The organism is Streptomyces sp. MS19 (assembly GCF_047200595.1).
In the GTDB taxonomy this organism is placed as follows: Bacteria; Actinomycetota; Actinomycetes; order Streptomycetales; family Streptomycetaceae; genus Streptomyces.
Genome location: NZ_JBJZOH010000012.1, coordinates 47,902 through 65,483, shown reverse-complemented (window position 1 = coordinate 65,483; position 17,582 = coordinate 47,902). Strand labels below are relative to the sequence as shown.

Below are 17,582 nucleotides of genomic sequence, written 5' to 3'. Positions count from 1 at the left end.
TCGCCGTTCTTTTGTATGCGGTCGTTGTTAAATCTGGCCGCGGCCCGTGTTGACAGCAGGTTTCGGGGTCCTCGCGACGGGGGTGCGGAACTGCCGCCTGACGGGGGCGGCGCGCTCCAGCTGGGCCGCGGCCAGGGCCCGCGCCCGTTCCGCGTCGCCGCGGGCGATGGCGTCCACCAGGGCGCCGCGTTCCTGCCACAGCACCACGGCGCGGGAGACGGGTTCGCCCGTGTAGAGCCAGGTGACCTTGCGCCGCAGCTGCACGAGGAGCGCGGTCAGGCCGGGACTGCACGTGGCCTGCGCGACCGTCTCGTGGAACCAGTCGGCGAGGGAGCGCAGGTCGGCCTCCTGACCCTGGCCCGCGCGCTGGCGTCCGAGGCGCACGAGCCCGCGCAGCACCTTGAGGTGCGCCTCCGTGCGCCGCTGGGCGGCGCGGGCGGCGCCCAGCGGTTCCAGGAGGGCGCGCATGTCGAGCAGGTCGGCGGCCTCGCGGTCGCCCGGCTGGGCGACGCAGGCGCCCGCGTGGCGGCGTGAGACGACGAAGCCCTCGGACTCCAGCGTGCGCAGCGCCTCGCGCACCGGGACGCGGGAGACGCCGTACCGCTGCGCGAGCTGCTCCTCGGCGAGGCGGGCGCCCGGCGGCAGGACGCCGCCGACGATGTCGTCACGGATCGCCGTGCATACCGTGTGCGCGGAGATACGCATGACAAACCCCCACAGCCATCGCCGGCTTCAGCCCTGTTGCATTACGACCGGATCACTCCCCCGAACTGTATGGCAAGAAACCGGGAATGCCGATAGGGGTCCCGGTGGGCTGCGATGCCTTTCGGCCCATTTTTACGAAAACTTCACAGCACGAAAACTTCACAGCCAGGAGAGTCCAGGGCGCGGAAAACCCGCGCGCGGAAAGTCCCCGGACAGGGAAACGGCCCCCGGCGGCGGCCTTCCCGCCGCCGGGGGCCGGGGCGGGCGTCAGCCGCCGATCACCGTGACCTCGCCGATGCCGAGGGCGCGCACGGGCCCGACGATCTGCGCCGCGTCGCCGACGAGGACCGTGACGAGCCGCTCCAGCGGGAACGCGCTCACCACGGCCGCGGACGCCTCGACCGTGCCGGTCTCGGCCATCCGCGCGTACAGCCGCGCCTGGTAGTCCTCCGGCAGACCCTCCTCGACCAGGTCGGCGAGCGTGCCCGCGACGGCGGCGGCCGTCTCGAAGCTGAGCGGGGCGACACCCACCAGGAACTGCACGGCCGCGTCCCGCTCCTCGTCCGTCAGCCCCTCGGCGGCCAGCGTCCGCAGCACCTGCCACAGGTCGGCGAGTGCCGGGCCCGTGACATCGGTCGCGACCGAGCCGCGGATGCCCAGCAGGGCCAGCCCGGAGCCGTCGGCCCGCGAGTTGAGCACCTGGGCGAACGCACGGATGCCGTACGTGTAGCCCTTCTCCTCCCGCAGGACGCGGTCCAGGCGGGAGGTGATCGTGCCGCCGAGGCAGTAGACGCCGACGCGCTGGGCGGCCCACACCGGGTCGTGCCGGTCCGCGCCGGTGCGGCCGATCAGCAGCTGCGTCTGGACGGCGCCGGGCCGGTCCACGATCACGACGCGCGCGCGGTCGTCCGCCGTGACGGACTCCCAGACGGGCTCGGTCGCGGGCGTGCCCGTCCAGGCGCCCAGCGTCTCGGCGAGGGCGGCGTCCAGGTCGATGCCGGTCAGGTCGCCGACGACGACGGCCGTGGCGCCCGCCGGGCGGACATGCGCCTCGTAGAACGCGCGGACCGCCTTGGCGTCCACGCGCTGGACGCTCTCCGCCGTGCCCTGCCGGGGCCGCGACAGGCGCGCCGTGGCGGGGAACAGCGTGTCGTACAGGGCCATCGCCGCGCGGCGGCCCGGGTTCGCCAGCTCGTGCGGGATCTCGTCGAGCCGGTTGCGCACGAGGCGCTCGATCTCGTGCTCGGGGAACGCGGGGGCACGCAGCGCGTCGGCGGTCAGCCGCAGCGCCTGCGTCAGGCGCGAGGCGGGCACCTCCAGGGAGACGCGGACGCCGGGGTGGTCCGCGTGGCTGTCGAGCGTCGCGCCGCAGCGCTCCAGCTCGGCGGCGAACTCCTCGGCCGAGTGCCGGTCGGTGCCCTCGGAGAACGCGCGGGCCATGATCGTCGCGACGCCCTCCTGCCCGGCGGGCTCGGCGGCCAGCGGGGCGGGCAGGTTGATCTCGACGGCGATGACCTTCTGGCCGGGACGGTGGCAGCGCAGGACCGTCATCCCGTTGGGCAGCCCGCCCCGGTCGGGTGCGGGGAACGCCCAGGGGTTCGGCTCGCCGCCGGCGGGGCGGGGGTGCAGGGTCATCGTGGCGGCGGGGGCGCCGTCCCCCGTCACGTGGTCTTCGGTCCGGTCGGTCCGGTCGGTCACTGGTCCGCCCCTTCGGTCGGCTCGGTCGCGGCGTCGCTCTCGGTGCTGCTGTCCGGCGTGGCGTCCGCGTCGGCGGCCGGCGCCCCGGTGGGCTCGTACACGAGGACCGCGCGGTTGTCGGGCCGCAGGCGTGCGGCGGCGACGGCGCGCACCTCCTCCGGGGTGATCGCGAGGATGCGGTCCACGGCCGTCAGCGCGAGCTGCGGGTCGCCGAACAGCACCGCGTAGCGGCACAGTTCGTCGGCGCGGCTGCCGACCGTGGCCAGCCGGTCGAGCCACTCGCGCTCCAGCTGCGCCTGGGCGCGTTCCATCTCCTCGGGAGTCGGCCCCTCCTCGGCGAAGCGCGCCAGCTCCTCGTCCACGGCGCGCTCGATGTCGGCGACCTCCGCGTCGCTCGACGCCTTGACGTCCAGCCAGCCCATCGACGGCGCGCCCGCCAGGCGGAGCAGGCCGAAGCCGGCGCCGACGGCGGTGCGGTCGCGCCGCACCAGGCGGTTGTGCAGGCGGGACGACTCGCCGCCGCCGAGCGCGGTGAGCGCGAGGTCGGCGGCGTCGGCCTCCCGGGTGCCGTCCTGCGGGAGGCGGTAGGCGGCCATCAGGGCGCGGGAGGGGACGTCCTCGCGCAGCAGCTCGCGCAGCTCGGCGCCGATGACGTCGGGCAGCGCGCCGTCGCGCGGCGGGCGCTTGCCGTCGTGGGCCGGGATGCTGCCGAAGTACTTCTCGATCCAGGCGAGGGTGCGCTCGGAGTCGATGTCGCCGACGACGGACAGCACCGCGTTGTTGGGCGCGTAGTAGGTGCGGAAGAACGCGCGGGCGTCCTCAAGGGAGGCCGCGTCGAGGTCCGCCATCGAGCCGATGGGGGTGTGGTGGTAGGGGTGGCCGTCCGGGAAGACCATGGAGGTCAGGCGCTCGAACGCGGTGCCGTAGGGCACGTTGTCGTAGCGCTGGCGGCGCTCGTTCTTCACGACGTCGCGCTGGTTCTCCATCGACTCGTCGTCGAGCGCCGTCAGCAGGGTGCCCATGCGGTCGGCCTCCAGCCACAGGGCCAGTTCGAGCTGGTGGGCCGGCATGGTCTCGAAGTAGTTGGTGCGCTCGAAGCTGGTGGTGCCGTTCAGGGAGCCGCCGGCGCTCTGGACCAGTTCGAAGTGCCCGTTGCCCGACACCTGCGCGGAGCCCTGGAACATCAGGTGCTCGAAGAGGTGCGCCAGGCCGGTGCGGCCGGCGACCTCGTGGCGGGAGCCGACGTCGTACCAGAGGCAGACGGCCGCGACGGGCGTGAGACGGTCCTCGGAGAGCACCACCCGCAACCCGTTGGCCAGCCGGTGCTCGGTCGCGGTGAGCCCGCCGGCGGTATTCTGCGGGGTGGCCGTGTGGCCCATGGGCATGAGGTCCCTTCTCTCGGACGGTCGCGATGTCCTGTCACCTTATGCAAGGCGGGCCGGGCTGTGCGAAGTTCCGGGTTGTCAGCGGCGCGGTCCACAATGGTCCGCACACGAACCCGTCCACCCGTACGAAGGAGCCAGCGCCCCGATGGCCCGCCGAAGTTCCAAGACCCCGCCGCCGGAGGAGTTCGAGGAGCGCATCCTCGACATCGACGTCGTCGACGAGATGCGGGGCTCCTTTCTGGAGTACGCCTACTCGGTGATCTACTCGCGGGCGCTGCCCGACGCGCGGGACGGGCTGAAGCCGGTGCACCGCCGCATCCTCTACCAGATGCACGACATGGGGCTGCGCCCCGACCGGGGGTACGTCAAGTGCGCCCGCGTCGTGGGCGAGGTGATGGGCAAGCTGCACCCGCACGGCGACTCGGCCATCTACGACGCGCTGGTGCGGATGGCGCAGCCGTTCTCCATGCGGCTGCCGCTGGTGGACGGGCACGGCAACTTCGGGTCGCTCGGCAACGACGACCCGCCCGCCGCCATGCGGTACACCGAGTGCCGCTCGGCGCCGGCGTCGGGGCTGATGGTCGACTCGATCGACGAGGACACCGTCGACTTCACGGCGAACTACGACGGCAGCGAGCAGGAGCCGCTCGCGCTGCCAGCCGCGTACCCGAACCTGCTGGTCAACGGGTCGAGCGGCATCGCCGTCGGCATGGCCACCAACATGCCGCCGCACAACCTGGTGGAGGTCATCGCCGCCGCGCGGCACCTGATCCGGTACCCGAACGCCGACCTCGACGCGCTGATGCGCCACGTCCCGGGCCCCGACCTGCCCACCGGCGGGCGGATCGTCGGGCTCGACGGCATCCGTGACGCGTACGCGACCGGCCGCGGCGTCTTCCGCATGCGGGCGACGGCGACGGTGGAGAAGGTCACGGCGCGGCGGCAGGGCCTGGTGATCACCGAGCTGCCGTTCACCGTCGGCCCGGAGAAGGTCGTCGCGAAGATCAAGGACCTGGTGAACGCGAAGCGCCTCCAGGGCATCGCGGACGTCAAGGACCTCACCGACCGCGAGCACGGGCTGCGGCTGGTCATCGAGGTGAAGAACGGCTTCAACCCGGAGGCGGTCCTCGCGCAGCTGTACAAGCTGACGCCGATGGAGGAGACCTTCGGCATCAACAACGTCGCGCTCGTCGACGGGCAGCCGCTGACGCTCGGTCTGAAGGAGCTGCTGGAGGTCTACGTCGACCACCGGCTCCAGGTGGTGCGCAGACGCAGCGAGTTCCGCAGGACGAAGCGGCGCGACCGGCTGCACCTCGTCGAGGGCCTGCTGGTGGCGCTGCTCGACATCGACGAGGTCATCCGGCTGATCCGCTCCAGCGACAACGCGGCGGCGGCCAAGGACGCGCTGATCGGGCGTTTCGGCCTGTCGGAGACCCAGACGCAGTACATCCTGGACACCCCGCTGCGGCGGCTGACGCGCTTCGACCGCATCGAGCTGGAGGCGGAACGCGACCGGCTGAACGGGGAGATCGAGGAGCTGACGCGCATCCTGGAGTCGGACGCCGAGCTGCGGAAGCTGGTCTCGGGCGAGCTGGCCCAGGTCGCCAAGAAGTACGGCACGCCCCGGCGCACCGTGCTGGCCGAGGCGGACGGCGCGCCGGTGGACGCGGTGCCGCTCGAAGTCTCGGACGACCCGTGCCGCGTGCTGCTGTCCTCGACGGGGCTGCTGGCCCGTACGACGGACGCGGGCGAGGGCGGGGAGCCGCGCGCCAAGCGGACGAAGCACGACGTGATCGTCTCCGCCGTCGCGACGACGATCCGGGCCGAGATCGGCGCCGTGACATCGGAGGGCAGGCTGCTGCGCCTGTCGGTGGTGGACCTGCCGCAGCTCCCGCAGACCCCGGCGATGCCGAACCTGGCGGGCGGCGCGCAGCTGTCGGAGTTCCTGTCGCTGCGGCAGGGCGAGACGGTGGTCTGCCTGACGACACTGGACGAGTCGTCCCCCGGGCTCGCGCTCGGCACCGAGCAGGGCGTGGTGAAGCGCGTGGTGCCCGACTACCCGGCGAACAAGGAGGAGCTTGAGGTCGTCGCGCTGCGCGAGGGTGACCGCGTCGTGGGCGGCGTCGAGCTGCGGACGGGCGAGGAGGACCTGGTGTTCATCACCAGCGACGCCCAGCTGCTGCGCTTCCAGGCGTCGCAGGTCAGGCCGCAGGGGCGGCAGGCGGGCGGCATGGCGGGCGTGAAGCTGGCGGAGGGCGCGCGGGTGCTGTCGTTCACGGCGGTCGATCCGGCGCGTGACGCGGTGGTGTTCACGGTCGCGGGCGGCAGCGGGACGCTGGACGACTCGCTCGGGTCGGCGAAGCTGACGCCGTTCGACCAGTACCCGCGCAAGGGGCGTGCGACGGGTGGTGTGCGCTGCCAGCGGTTCCTGAAGGGCGAGGAGGGGCTGACGTTCGCCTGGGCGGGGGCGGCTCCGGCGCGGGCGGCGACGGCGACCGGCGCGCCGGTCGAGCTGCCGGAGCCCGATCCGCGGCGGGACGGTTCGGGCGCGCCGCTCGGCAAGGTCGTCGCGGTGGTCGCGGGCCCGGCCTGATCAGCGGGCCGCCGCGCCCCCGTACGCCGCGGGTGCCCCCGGCCCGGCGGCGTACGGGTGGGCGGGGTCGGCCACGTCGGGCGCGCCGGGCTCCGGTGCGTGCTCGGGGTGCTCGGGGTGCTCGACGAAGCGCAGCACCTCGCCCATGCCCTCGCGGGCCGCGCCGGGCGTGTCCCAGTCCGTCGCGACGCAGGCGGCGAGCCCGGCCCGCAGGGCGGCGGTGTCCAGACCCGCGCCGATGAGGACCAGCCGCGTCGCGCCCGTGGCGGCCCCGGGGTGGAAGCGCAGGAACCGGCCGACGGCGTGCACCGCGTACGACGGGTCCGCCGGGCCGCCGCCGAAGGAGACGAAGCCCTTCATCCGGTAGAGACCGGCGGGCCGTGTGTCGAGGAAGCGCATGAACGCGCCGGGCTCCAGCGGCCCCGGGGTCTCGAACGCCAGGCTCTCGTACGGCGTGTGCGCGTGCGCCGCGTGGTCGTGGGTGTCGTCCTCGGCGAGGAGGTCGGCGAACGACAGCTGCCGCGCGCGCGGTTCCCCGCCCGCGCCCGCGGGGTCGAAGAGGAGGCGCGGGTCGATCCGGCCCTGCTCGGCGGCGACGACGGGCGCTCCCCCGCCCGCCTCCCGCAGCGCGGCCAGCAGTCCGTCGCGCCGCGCGGCGTCCACGCGGTCGGTCTTGTTGAGGACCAGCAGGTCGGCGAAGCCGGGGTACGGGGCGCGTTCGGCCTCGGCGGCGTCCACGACGTGCACCAGCCCGCCGTAGACGACACGGGGATGCCCGCTCGCGAGGACCATGCGGACCAGCGCGGCCGGTTCGGCGAGCCCGCTGGCCTCCACGACGACCAGGCCGATCCCGGTGGCCGGGTCGGCGAGCCGCCCGAGCGCCGCGTCGAGGTCCTCGGTGTCCACGGCGCAGCACAGGCAGCCGTTGCCGAACGACGCCATCGCGTCGACCTGCCCGTCCACCAGCAGCGCGTCGACCGGGATGCTGCCGAAGTCGTTGACGACCGCGCCGATGCGCAGCCCCGCGCGGTTCCGCAGCAGGTGGTTGAGCAGCGTCGTCTTCCCGCTGCCCAGATGGCCGGTGAGGACGACGACGGGGACTCGGCTGGTCGGCATGAGACCCGAGCTTACCGATCGGCTCAGGAAGTCCTCCGGGGCTTGCCCCGGCGGTTGGTTCCGTGACCGGGGTGCGCAGGCGCGCCGGCCTTCCGGCACCACCCGCTGGGCATCGGTGACCGACAACGGCGCGGGCTCGGGACCCGGACGACTCATACCCAGCCGACACCGGACCTCCGGCTCAGGACACTAGGCGCAACCCTCGGGTTGCATCTCAGCGGTCAAAGTGCAACCCTGGGGTTGCATCCGATGACGACGGTGAAGGAGCCTCTCTTGAGCGAGGACCGGATCGAACGCGAAACCCTGATCGCAGCACCCCTGGAACGGGTCTGGTCGCTGGTGGCCCAGCCCGGGTTCTGGGTGGCCGACAAGGCGAGCCTGCCCGGCACCGTGGCAAGGGAAGGCGAGTCGATGACGGCGCGGAACGCCGAGCACGGGGACTTCCCGGTGCGCGTGGAGAAGGTCGAGCCGCCCACGTATCTGGCGTACCGCTGGACCAGCGCGTTCCCCGGAGAAGAGCTGCGCGAGGACAACAGCACGCTTGTGGAGTTCACGTTGACCCCGGAAGGCGGGCAGACGCGGCTGCGCGTCGTCGAGAGCGGGTTCGCGGCACTGGCCGGGTCCGAGGAGCTGCGCAGTCAGAATTTGAAGGACCACGCCGGGGGCTGGCCCATGGAGCTCGACGCGCTCAGGACACGCGCCGAACAGTCCTCCACGTGACGGAAGAACGTCCCGGCGCCGCCGAGGCCGTCGACAGCGTCCTCGGTGCGCTGGCCGACCCGACGCGACGCCGACTGCTCGATCTGCTCGCCACACAGGGCGAGGGCACTGCCACGACGCTCGCCGGACGACTTCCCGTCTCACGGCAGGCGGTGGTCAAGCACCTCGCCGTCCTGGAGGCCGCCGGGCTGGTTTCCGGCGTCCGGGTCGGACGCGAGGTGCGGTACGCGGTGCGGCCCGCGGCGCTGGACACGACGGCACGGTGGATGGCCACGCTCGCGGCCCGCTGGGACCGGCGGTTGGCGGACATCAAGCGCGTCGCCGAGGCGGCGGAGCGGGATTCGAGTCCGACACGCCCCGAATGAAGGAAACACGCCATGGATACGACAGCACTTCGCCGCGCCTACGACAGGCTGCTCGACGCGGCGGCCACCCCGGGCCTCGGCGACGCGGACGACGGGGGATGGAACGCCGACCAGATACTGGCCCATCTCCTCAGCGTCGACGCCTCGATCGCGGCGGTCGCTCTCAGCGTCGTCGCCGGCTCGCGGCCCACCTTCGACAACCGGGTCTCCCTCGACACCTGGAATCTTGACCGGATCATCACCGAGCACGCGGGGCGGGCGGACCTGAGTGATCATGTGAGGAGCCAGGCCACCGTCCTGTGCGACATCGCCGATCGGCTCGACGAGAAAGCCGCCTCGGTTCCGGTGCCGTCGCTCCTCCTGTCCAACGGCGTACTCGTGCTGGACCAGCCGATTCCGCTGGCACGCCTCGTCGATGGCCTCGCCGAGGACCACGTGCCCGTGCACACGCGACAGCTCCTCGATCTTCGCGCCGCCGTCCCCGGGCACGCCTGAGGGCGGCGTCCGAGTCGGGCATCGGCCGCCCGGTCCCCCGCTCTCCCCCGAGGACCGACTGCGTGGACCGGGCCGCCCCGCCGCCGTAACGCGCCCTGCGGGCACAGCCCGCCGCGTATGCGCCGCGGGCGAGAGGTGTCCGCCGAGACCGGCGGACGGCCTGGCGCACGGGGCTTCCTCCGTCCTCGGCGCACAGGCGGCACCCCCGGCGGCGCGGGAGGAGGGCGCCGCCGGGGGTGCTGCCATCGGGGGTGGTGCAGGGGTGTCTCAGCCGGTCAGGAGCGGTAGACCTCGATCTCGCCCAGCTGGCCGGCGGGCCATCCCGTGTTGCCGGTGAACGTGAGCTGGACGTAGCGCACGGACGTGCCGCCCGGCAGGGCCTGGGAGATCTGGTTCCCGCTCGCCGGGTCGAACGTGTAGCCGCGCTGCGTGACCAGGTCGCGCAGGCTGCCGGTGGAGTCGCCGCCGCGTATGGTCACGGTCTGCGTGCGGGTCCCCCAGTCGGCGGACGGGGGCAGCCGCAGCGCGACCCGTCCCACCTGCGTGGACGCGCCGAGATCGACGGTCAGCGTCTGCGGGAACGCGTTGTTGCGGCTCTCCCAGTACGTCGACGCGTTGCCGTCCACCGCGCGCGAGCCGTCGTACACCTCGGTGTGGCTGCTGACGGTGACCGGGCGGTGCAGCGCGAGGTTGCGGTCCGGGTCCGGCGGCTCGGGCTGCCGGCCCGGCTGCGGCCAGCTGCCGCAGTCGTTCCACGTGCTGCTCCAGCCGGAGTTGCCGCCGCCGTCGTTGATCTGGAACGGCGGGATGTTCGCCGGGTACGGGCAGTTGTAGCGGCCCGCGGCCCCGACGCCGGTCGCGGTGACGTTGCGGAACGTCGCCGAGCCGGTCGTCTCCGCCTGCACGACGACGGTGCCCACGTTGCGGACCGTGGCGCCGTCGACCGTCACGTTGCTCGCCCCGAGGCCCTGGCCGCTGCCGGAGACGAACTGGAAGGCGCTGTACGGGCTGTCCTGGATCGTGGTGTTCGTGATCTGGACGCTGGAGGTGACGGCGTGGTTGTAGGCGTCCACGCGGATGGCGGACATCGGGTGGTTCCAGTTGGGATTCATCGCGCCCGTGCGGACCAGGGTGTTGCCGTCCACGCGGGTCGTCCCCGCCAGGGGGAAGAACGGCTGCATGAACGCCTGGTTGGAGATGGCGATGCCGCTGCCGAGGGCGTTGGTGTCCTGGATGTGGTTGCCGCGCACGGTGATGTTCTCGCCGCCGTAGATGGCGATGCCGTTGGCGAGGTTGGGCTGGACGACGGTGTTGTTCTCGAACGTCGAGTTGCGGTTGACCGCGGGCAGCGACCACATGGCGAGGGCGTCGTCACCGGTGTTGCGCAGGTAGTTGTTGCGTACGACGATGCCGTTGGCGCTGCCGTTGAGGTTGAGGCCGTCGGCGGCCATGTCGAGGATGCGGTTGTTCTCCACGACGAGGCCGTCGTTGGCGCCGGTCAGCCACAGGCCGACCTTCAGGTGCTGGAGCCACATGCCGGAGACCGACGAGCCCGCGCCGAGCGTGCCGTTGACGAAGTTGTCCGGGTTGCTGTCCACGCGCTCGGTGACGTCCCCGATGACGGCGAAGTCGCGGATGTGGACGTTCCCGGGCGAACTGCCCTGGTTGATGAAGCGTGACGAGCGCACCACCGAGTGCCACGCGCCGGCGCCGCGCAGGGTGACGTTCTCCACGTAGACCGGCTGCGTCAGCCGGTACGTGCCCGGCGGAATCCACACGGTGCCGCCGCGCCCCTCGGCGACGGCCTGCATGAACGCCTGGGTCGAGTCGGCCTGGCCGGTCGGGTCGGCGCCCCTGCTCGTGACGCTCAGGGAACCGGCCGGCTGCTGCGCCGGGCCCGCCACCTGCTCGAACGACGCGGTGTCGATGACGTACGGACCGGCGTTGTCACCCGAGTCGGCCTGGACGGTGACGGTCGCGCCCGCGGGCAGGTTCTGGCCCAGGAGCAGCCGGGCGTGCGCGAAGAAGTGGTGCGTGCGCGCGCCCGCGATCCACGGGGCGTCGAAGTAGGAGTAACGGGAGGTGGTCTGGAGGCGCTGGCTGACGCGCTGGCCGTTGGCGTACACGGACAGGGTGCCGTCGGCGCCGTCGGGGACGTTGTAGGCGACGGTCACGGCGTTGGCCGGGGCCGTCAGCGTGAACTGGACGCGCTGTCCTGACGTGATCCGCACGGCCCGGCGGCCCGACGCCTCGGAGGCGACGGTGCCCTGCGTGTAGTCCGGGCCGACGACCGTGCCCGTGTGACTGGCGGATTCGGCTTCCTGGGTGGTGAACGGCAGGCTCGCACCGGCCAGGGGCGAGACGTCCGCCGCCTCGGCGGCCGGCTCCTGTGACTCGTCGCCGTACGCCGGCGCGGCGATCCCGAGCGTGCTCAGGACGGCCGCGCAGGCGGAGACGGCGAGCGCCGCGCGCAGCCGCTTGCGCGGCCACGCTCGTGTTGCGCCCATGTCGTTCCCTTCTATGGGGGTGGGGGAAGGGCAGGCGCTCCGGCGTCGGAAGGATCAGTTCCGCAGCCAGACCGCCGTGTCCGGCGGCAGCAGACCTCCCTCGTCAGCGGACTCGACGGGGGCGCTGCTGAGCAGGACGGCTGTGTGGGCGGGGAGCGGAACGGGCTCCGCCGCCAGGTTGACGGCGCACACCAGGCCGTCGGACCGGGTGAACGCCAGGACGCCCGCCGGCGCTTCGAGCCAGGTCAGGCCAGTGGGGCCGGCGTCGAGCAGCTCGCGGCGCAGGCGCAGCGCGGTCCGGTAGAGGTTGAGCATGGACGCGGGGTCCGCGTCCTGCTGCTCGACGGTGTACGGCGCCCAGTCCGCGGGCTGGGGCAGCCAGGTGTCCGCGCCGCCGAAGCCGTAGGGGGGTTCGGTGCCCTCCCACGGCAGGGGGACGCGGCAGCCGTCGCGGCCCGGGTCGACGCCGCCGGACCGCTCGTGCATCGGGTCGGTGATGCGGTCGCGCGGGACGTCGGCCTCGGGCAGGCCGCGTTCCTCTCCCTGGTAGAGGTAGACGGCGCCGGGCAGGGCAAGCGTCAGCAGGGCGGCGGCGCGGGCGCGGCGGGTGCCGAGCGCGATGTCGCTGGGGGTGCCGAACCGCTTGCCGGCGAAGGAGAAGCCGGTGTCCCCGGCGCGGCCGTAACGGGTGACGGTGCGGGTGATGTCGTGGTTGCACAGCACCCAGGTCGCGGGCGCGCCGACGTCCGCGTGCGAGGCGAGGGTGGTGTCGATCGACTCGCGCAGCAGCGCCGGGTCCCAGGGGCAGGACATCAGGCTGAAGTTGAACGCGGTGTGCAGCTCGTCGTTGCGCAGGTAGCGGGCGAAGCGCTCGGCGTCCGGCAGCCACAGCTCGCCGATCAGCACGCCGTCGTACTCGTCGGCGATGGCGCGCCAGGACCGGTAGATGTCGTGCAGCTCGTCCCGGTCCACGAAGGGGTGCGGGTCCTTGCCGACCTCGAAGTCCGGCAGGTCGGGGTCCTTGGCCAGCAGGGCGGCCGAGTCGATGCGTACGCCGGCCGCGCCGCGGTCGAACCAGAAGCGGAGGATGTCCTCGTGCTCCTGTCGGACCCGCGGGTGGGCCCAGTTGACGTCCGGCTGGCCCGGTGTGAAGAGGTGGAGGTACCAGTCCCCCGGTGTCCCGTCCGCATTGGTGGTGCGGGTCCACGGGACGCCGCCGAACTCGCCGCGCCAGTTGTTCGGCGGCTCCTCGCCCCCGGGACCGCGCCCCGGGCGGAAGTGGAACAGCTCGCGCTCGGGGCTGCCGGGGGGCGCGGCGAGTGCCGCCTTGAACCACGGGTGCTCGTCGGAGATGTGGTTGGGCACGACGTCCACGATCGTGCGCAGGCCGAGCTGGCGCGCCTCGGCGATCAGCTTCTCGGCCTCGGCCAGCGTCCCGAAGGCGGGGTCGATGGCGCGGTAGTCCGCCACGTCGTAGCCGCCGTCCACGAGCGGTGAGACGTACCAGGGCGTGAACCACAGCGCCTCGACGCCGAGCCCGGCCAGGTACGGCAGCCGGGCCCTGACGCCGGCGAGGTCGCCGGTGCCGTCGCCGTCCCCGTCGGCGAAGCTTCGTGGATACACCTGGTAGATGGCGGCGTTCCGCCACCATGCGGTGGGGTTGTGCGGCACGAGAGGTCCTTTCCGGAACTCAGCCCTTGAGGCTGCCCGCGGTGAGGCCGGCGAGAATATGGCGCTGGAAGATCAGGAAGATCACCACGAGGGGAATGCTGGCGAGGACGAGCCCCGCGGTCAGCAGGTTCAGGGACGTGGTGTCGGCGATCCGCTGCAAGTAGACGGTGATGGGCTGTTTGGCCGGGTCGGGCAGCACGACGAGCGGCCAGATGAAGTCACGCCAGAGCGCGGTGATGGACAGGATGGACACCACGGCGACGATCGGGCGGGACAGCGGGAGGATGATGCGGCGGAACGTGGTGAACGCGCTCGCGCCGTCGATGCGCGCAGCGTCGAGCAGTTCGTCCGGTATCTGGTCGAAGAAGTTCTTCAGGACGTAGATGTTGAACGCGTTCGCCGCGGCCGGCAGCCAGACGGCCGCCGGGTTGTTGATCAGGCTGGTACCGAAGATCGGCAAGTCGGAGACGGTGAGGTAGCTCGGTACGAGCAGGGCCGTCGCCGGCATCATCAGCGTGACGAGCATCAGGCCGAGGACGACGTTGCCGAAGCGCGGGCGCAGCTTGGACAGGGCGTAGGCGGCGGGCAGCTGCACGGCGAGGCTGAGCAGCCAGGCGCCGCCGATGAGGACGAGGGTGTTGCCGAAGTACTTGGCGAGGTCCAGTTCGGACCAGGCGTCGCCGTAGTTCTGCGGGTGCCACTCCTCGGGTATGTAGGTGGGAGGCGTCCTCGCCAGCTCGGGCGAGCTCTTCATGCCGCCGGTGAACATCCAGTAGAGCGGGATGATGAAGGCGACCGTGAACGCGAGCAGGGCGACGGCGAGGACGGACCAGTAGACGATCCTGCCGCGGGTGGTCCGGAGAACCGCGGGCCGCACGAGAGTACGCATGTCGGCTCCCTCAGATCTGCCGGCTGCGGGTGACCCGCAGGTAGGCGGCGGAGAAGACGGCGAGGACCAGCAGGAGCAGGAGGCTCATGGCGCTGGCGGCGCCGAAGTTGTTGTACTGGAAGGCGTAGCGGTAGACGAGGAGCATCACCGTGACGGTGGAGTCCTGCGGACCGCCCCCGGTCATCACGAACGGTTCCGTGAACACCTGCATCGTCGCGATCACCTGCATCAGCAGCAGCATGAGGATGACGAAGCGCGTCTGCGGGATCGTCACGTGCCACAACCGTTTGAAGATGCCCGCGCCGTCCAGTTCCGCCGACTCGTACAGCTCGCCCGGGATGGTCTGGAGCGCGGCGAGGTAGATCAGGGTCGCGCTGCCCATGTTGGCCCAGGTGGAGACGATGACGAGCGAGATCAGGGAGGTGCTCGGGGAGTTGATCCAGTCGGAGGCGGGCAGACCGACGGTGCCGAGCACCTCGTTGATCAGCCCACCTTCCGGCTGGTAGAACCATCGCCACATCAGCGCGACCACGACGGGCGGCAGCATCACCGGCAGGTACACCAGGACGCGGAAGTACGCCCGCGCGTGACGGAACTCGTTGATGAGGACCGCGGTGACGAAGGGGACACCGAATCCGAGGACCAGCGCGTACAGCGAGAAGATGGCGCTGTTGCGCCACGCGGTGGCGAACAGCGGGTCGTCGAAGATGAACTCGAAGTTCTCCAGACCCACCCAGCTGGACCCGCGGACGAAATTCACCTCCTGGAAGCTCAGGACCACGTTGCGGATGGCCGGCCACCAGGCGAAGAAGGCGAAGACGACGAGGGCCGCGCAGAGGAACCCGTAGGCGGTGACGTTCTCCGTCAACCGGCGGCGCGATGCGGGGGTGGCCATGTCAGAGGGCGTCGTAGATCCGGTTGACCGCCGTCTCGGCCTCGTCGAGGAGGGACCCGATGTCGGCGGACTCGTCGGTCAGCACACCCTGGACGACGTTGTCGAGGAGCGCGTAGACCTCCTGGGCCGACGGCGGCTCGATGCGGCCCGGGATGGTGGGCGCGGCGTCCATGAAGGGGGCGACGTTCTCGATCGGGACGTTGGCGTGCGCTTCCTTCAGCGCCTCGACCGCGTCACGGGTGGCACCCTCGACCCAGATGTCCGGGGTGGGGGGCATCGGCAGGCCGACCGGCTGGTCGTCCTCGACGCGGTCCTGGATACGGCGCTCGGTCTCGTCCGGGTTGACGAACCGCCACTGGAGCCAGGTCAGCGCGGCCTCGATCTGCTCGGGCGACGCCTCGGCGTTGATCATGTAGCCCTCGCCGCCGATGAGGGTGCCCTGACCGCCGGGGATCGGGCCGAGGCCCAGGTTCTCGTACGTCCCCTCGTACTGGCGCACGATGCTGGGGATGTTGTCGGGGGCGGCGACGTACATGCCGAGCTGGCCGGCGCCCATCGAGATCATCAGGTCCTCGCAGGACCGCATCTGGTCGCCGCCCATCGAGTCGTCCTCCCAGCGCATGGCCTGGAGGTTTTCGAGGAGCGCGGTGGTCTCGGGGGTGTTGAACGCGGCGCGCCAGCTGTCGCCCTCCTGCGTGGCGACCTCGCCGCCGGTGGAGTAGATCTCGCTGGTGAGGTGCCAGCCACCGGTGTTCTCGATGGCGCACTCGCCGTATCCGGTGACGCCGCCGCCGAGTTCGGAGATGGCGGCGGAGGCCTCGCGGACCTCCTCCCAGGTGGTGGGAGGCGCGTTCGGGTCGAGACCCGCCTGCTCGAAGAGGTCGCGGTTGTAGAGGAGGCCCATGGAGTAGTTGGCGGTGGGTATGCCGTACTGGCGGCCTTCCGCGTCCTGGAAGACCTCGTTCAGCTCGGGCTTGACCTGGTCGAGGTATTCGACGTCGCCGAGGTAGTCGGTGATGTCGGCGGCGTAACCCTGCTCGATCAGACGGGCCGGGTCGGTGAAGTAGACATAGAAGACGTCCTCCAGCTGGCCGCTGGCGATTTTGGTGTTGAACGTCTCGGGCTCCATGAAGCCCTCGTGGGGGACGATGTCGATATCGGGGTGGGCGTCCTCGAAAGCGGCGACCTCCGCCTCGAAGATGGCGAGCTCCCGTGCGTCGGTGCCGGGAGGCTGGCCGTTGATGTCGAGCTGGATTCTGCCGTCCTCGCTCTCACCGCTGTCGTCGTCCGAGGAACAGGCGGCGAGCGTGAGAGCGAGAACGGCCGTGGTGGCGAGAGCGACGCGGCGACGGTGCGCGCTGCGTGTCATGGATGACCCCTTCGTCAGCATGGCCTGGAGTGGCGCACACTCAACCACCGGGATCACCGATGCGCAAGATCCTGCGTGTAGATTGAAAAATATCGACGCCGAGTTGTCACCTAAGGCAGGAGGAGACGTGTCACTTGACGAGGGCGGGACCCGTTGATTCCCGTACGACCAGTTCGGGCTCGAACAGCAGCTCGTCCCGCGGCACGTCGCGCCCGCCGAACTGCGCCACCAGCACCTCCACCGCCGCCCTGCCCATGGCCTCGATGGGCTGGCGCACGGTGCTGAGCGGCGGAGAAGTGCTGGTCATCAGGGCGGAGTCGTCGAAACCGACCACCGAGAGGTCCTCGGGCACGGACAGCCCGCGCCGCCGCGCCGCCCGCACCGCGCCCAGGGCGATGACGTCGCTGGCGCAGATCACGCCGGTGACCCCGCGTTCCAGCAGCGTGGTCGTCGCCGCCTGCCCGCCTTCCAGCGTGTACATGGCCCGCGCCACGCGCTCCTCCGGCAGTTCGGTGCCGGCCGCGGCCGCCGCGGCGTGCGCCGCCGCGAGCTTGCGCTGGGAGGGGATGTGGTCCTCGGGACCGAGCACGATGCCGATGCGCTCGTGCCCCAGCGAGACGAGGTGCCGCCACGCCTGCTCGACGGCCACCGCGTCGTCGCACGAGACCCGGGGGAAGGGCAGCCCCGGCACCGACGCGTTGATCAGCACCACGGGCAGCCGCCGTTCGGCGAGCAGCCGGTAGTGGTCGTGCGAGGCGTTGGCCTGGGCATAGAGGCCGCCGGCGAAGACGACGCCGGACACCTGCTGCTGGAGCAGGAGGTCCACGTAGTCCGTCTCCTTGATGCCGCCGGGCGTCTGGGTGCACAGCACGGGGACGAGCCCCCGCTGCGCCAGCACGCCGCCCAGGACCTCCGCGAAGGCGGGGAAGATCGGGTTCTGCAATTCGGGGAGCACGAGACCGACCAGCCGGCCGCGCTCGCCCCGCAGTTGGGTCGGCCGCTCGTACCCCAGCACGTCGAGCGCGGTGAGCACCGCCTGCCGGGTGGCCTCCGAGACGCCGGGCTTGCCGTTCAGGACCCGGCTGACGGTGGCCTCGCTGACCCCCACCTTTTGCGCTACTTGGGCAAGTCGTCGTGTCATGACTGCAACTCTAACGCAATTAACGCAAGTGAA

14 protein-coding genes are annotated in these 17,582 nt (G+C 71.8%); 4 read left to right on the top strand and 10 right to left on the bottom strand.

All coding sequences use genetic code 11. From position 1 onward, the window contains the following. Positions 1 to 27 precede the first annotated feature (27 nt). The 3 genes from ACL02R_RS14735 to ACL02R_RS14725 form a co-directional block, all read right to left on the bottom strand. The gene (locus ACL02R_RS14735; RefSeq protein WP_412797340.1) at positions 28 to 705 is read right to left on the bottom strand and encodes a GntR family transcriptional regulator; all 678 of its coding nucleotides are present in this window, start codon (positions 703 to 705) and stop codon (positions 28 to 30) included. Between the two features lie 267 nt (positions 706 to 972). Then, complete coding sequence (locus tag ACL02R_RS14730; RefSeq protein WP_412797427.1) at positions 973 to 2,340, bottom strand: M16 family metallopeptidase; 1,368 nt, start codon at positions 2,338 to 2,340, stop codon at positions 973 to 975. Between the two features lie 59 nt (positions 2,341 to 2,399). Continuing rightward, the gene (locus ACL02R_RS14725; protein ID WP_412797426.1) at positions 2,400 to 3,782 is read right to left on the bottom strand and encodes a M16 family metallopeptidase; all 1,383 of its coding nucleotides are present in this window, start codon (positions 3,780 to 3,782) and stop codon (positions 2,400 to 2,402) included. 151 nt (positions 3,783 to 3,933) lie between these two features. Here ACL02R_RS14725 and ACL02R_RS14720 point away from each other — a divergent pair, with 151 nt between their 5' ends. Next, the gene (locus tag ACL02R_RS14720) at positions 3,934 to 6,381 is read left to right on the top strand and encodes a DNA gyrase/topoisomerase IV subunit A (protein ID WP_412797339.1); all 2,448 of its coding nucleotides are present in this window, start codon (positions 3,934 to 3,936) and stop codon (positions 6,379 to 6,381) included. Here the strand turns inward: ACL02R_RS14720 and ACL02R_RS14715 are convergent, their stop codons facing one another. Continuing rightward, a complete protein-coding gene (locus ACL02R_RS14715) occupies positions 6,382 to 7,497 on the bottom strand; it encodes a CobW family GTP-binding protein (protein WP_412797338.1) in 1,116 nt (371 codons plus the stop codon). A 273-nt stretch (positions 7,498 to 7,770) separates the two neighbouring features. Here ACL02R_RS14715 and ACL02R_RS14710 point away from each other — a divergent pair, with 273 nt between their 5' ends. Genes ACL02R_RS14710 through ACL02R_RS14700 form a run of 3 tightly spaced genes read left to right on the top strand, consistent with a single transcriptional unit; the run spans position 7,771 to position 9,077 of the window. Further along, positions 7,771 to 8,217: an SRPBCC domain-containing protein gene (locus tag ACL02R_RS14710; protein ID WP_412797337.1), complete on the top strand. Its 447-nt coding sequence runs from the start codon at positions 7,771 to 7,773 to the stop codon at positions 8,215 to 8,217. After that, on the top strand, positions 8,214 to 8,582 hold the full coding sequence (locus tag ACL02R_RS14705) for an ArsR/SmtB family transcription factor (protein ID WP_412797336.1): 369 nt from the start codon (positions 8,214 to 8,216) through the stop codon (positions 8,580 to 8,582). Before ACL02R_RS14710 ends, ACL02R_RS14705 begins: the two co-directional genes overlap by 4 nt. A 12-nt stretch (positions 8,583 to 8,594) precedes the next feature. Further along, positions 8,595 to 9,077: a hypothetical protein gene (locus ACL02R_RS14700; protein WP_412797335.1), complete on the top strand. Its 483-nt coding sequence runs from the start codon at positions 8,595 to 8,597 to the stop codon at positions 9,075 to 9,077. 275 nt (positions 9,078 to 9,352) lie between these two features. Here ACL02R_RS14700 and ACL02R_RS14695 read toward each other — a convergent pair whose 3' ends face one another. The 6 genes from ACL02R_RS14695 to ACL02R_RS14670 all read right to left on the bottom strand — a co-directional run bounded on the left by ACL02R_RS14695 (position 9,353) and on the right by ACL02R_RS14670 (position 17,549). Next, a complete protein-coding gene (locus ACL02R_RS14695; protein ID WP_412797334.1) occupies positions 9,353 to 11,584 on the bottom strand; it encodes a discoidin domain-containing protein in 2,232 nt (743 codons plus the stop codon). Between the two features lie 54 nt (positions 11,585 to 11,638). After that, positions 11,639 to 13,255 carry a glycoside hydrolase family 13 protein gene (locus tag ACL02R_RS14690; protein WP_412797333.1) on the bottom strand — a complete coding sequence of 539 codons (1,617 nt, stop codon included), beginning with the start codon at positions 13,253 to 13,255 and terminating at the stop codon, positions 11,639 to 11,641. A 19-nt stretch (positions 13,256 to 13,274) separates the two neighbouring features. Next, entirely contained in the window at positions 13,275 to 14,144 is an 870-nt protein-coding gene (locus tag ACL02R_RS14685; RefSeq protein ID WP_412797332.1) for a carbohydrate ABC transporter permease, read from the bottom strand. 10 nt (positions 14,145 to 14,154) lie between these two features. Further along, on the bottom strand, positions 14,155 to 15,039 hold the full coding sequence (locus ACL02R_RS14680) for a carbohydrate ABC transporter permease (protein WP_412797331.1): 885 nt from the start codon (positions 15,037 to 15,039) through the stop codon (positions 14,155 to 14,157). 1 nt (position 15,040) lies between these two features. Further along, positions 15,041 to 16,408 carry an ABC transporter substrate-binding protein gene (locus tag ACL02R_RS14675; RefSeq protein WP_412797330.1) on the bottom strand — a complete coding sequence of 456 codons (1,368 nt, stop codon included), beginning with the start codon at positions 16,406 to 16,408 and terminating at the stop codon, positions 15,041 to 15,043. 130 nt (positions 16,409 to 16,538) lie between these two features. Beyond that, positions 16,539 to 17,549 (bottom strand): LacI family DNA-binding transcriptional regulator, encoded by a 1,011-nt coding sequence (locus ACL02R_RS14670; protein WP_412797329.1) that lies wholly within the window; start codon positions 17,547 to 17,549, stop codon positions 16,539 to 16,541. Positions 17,550 to 17,582 lie beyond the last annotated feature (33 nt).

Bases quoted from the DNA above. Each gene is read 5' to 3' on its own strand.
- ACL02R_RS14680 (WP_412797331.1), bottom strand. From the start codon at position 15,039: ATGGCCACCCCCGCATCGCGCCGCCGGTTGACGGAGAACGTCACCGCC.
- ACL02R_RS14715 (WP_412797338.1), bottom strand. From the start codon at position 7,497: ATGCCGACCAGCCGAGTCCCCGTCGTCGTCCTCACCGGCCATCTGGGC.
- ACL02R_RS14700 (WP_412797335.1), top strand. From the start codon at position 8,595: ATGGATACGACAGCACTTCGCCGCGCCTACGACAGGCTGCTCGACGCG.
- ACL02R_RS14730 (WP_412797427.1), bottom strand. From the start codon at position 2,340: ATGACCCTGCACCCCCGCCCCGCCGGCGGCGAGCCGAACCCCTGGGCG.
- ACL02R_RS14670 (WP_412797329.1), bottom strand. From the start codon at position 17,549: ATGACACGACGACTTGCCCAAGTAGCGCAAAAGGTGGGGGTCAGCGAG.
- ACL02R_RS14695 (WP_412797334.1), bottom strand. From the start codon at position 11,584: ATGGGCGCAACACGAGCGTGGCCGCGCAAGCGGCTGCGCGCGGCGCTC.
- ACL02R_RS14735 (WP_412797340.1), bottom strand. From the start codon at position 705: ATGCGTATCTCCGCGCACACGGTATGCACGGCGATCCGTGACGACATC.
- ACL02R_RS14725 (WP_412797426.1), bottom strand. From the start codon at position 3,782: ATGGGCCACACGGCCACCCCGCAGAATACCGCCGGCGGGCTCACCGCG.
- ACL02R_RS14685 (WP_412797332.1), bottom strand. From the start codon at position 14,144: ATGCGTACTCTCGTGCGGCCCGCGGTTCTCCGGACCACCCGCGGCAGG.
- ACL02R_RS14675 (WP_412797330.1), bottom strand. From the start codon at position 16,408: ATGACACGCAGCGCGCACCGTCGCCGCGTCGCTCTCGCCACCACGGCC.
- ACL02R_RS14720 (WP_412797339.1), top strand. From the start codon at position 3,934: ATGGCCCGCCGAAGTTCCAAGACCCCGCCGCCGGAGGAGTTCGAGGAG.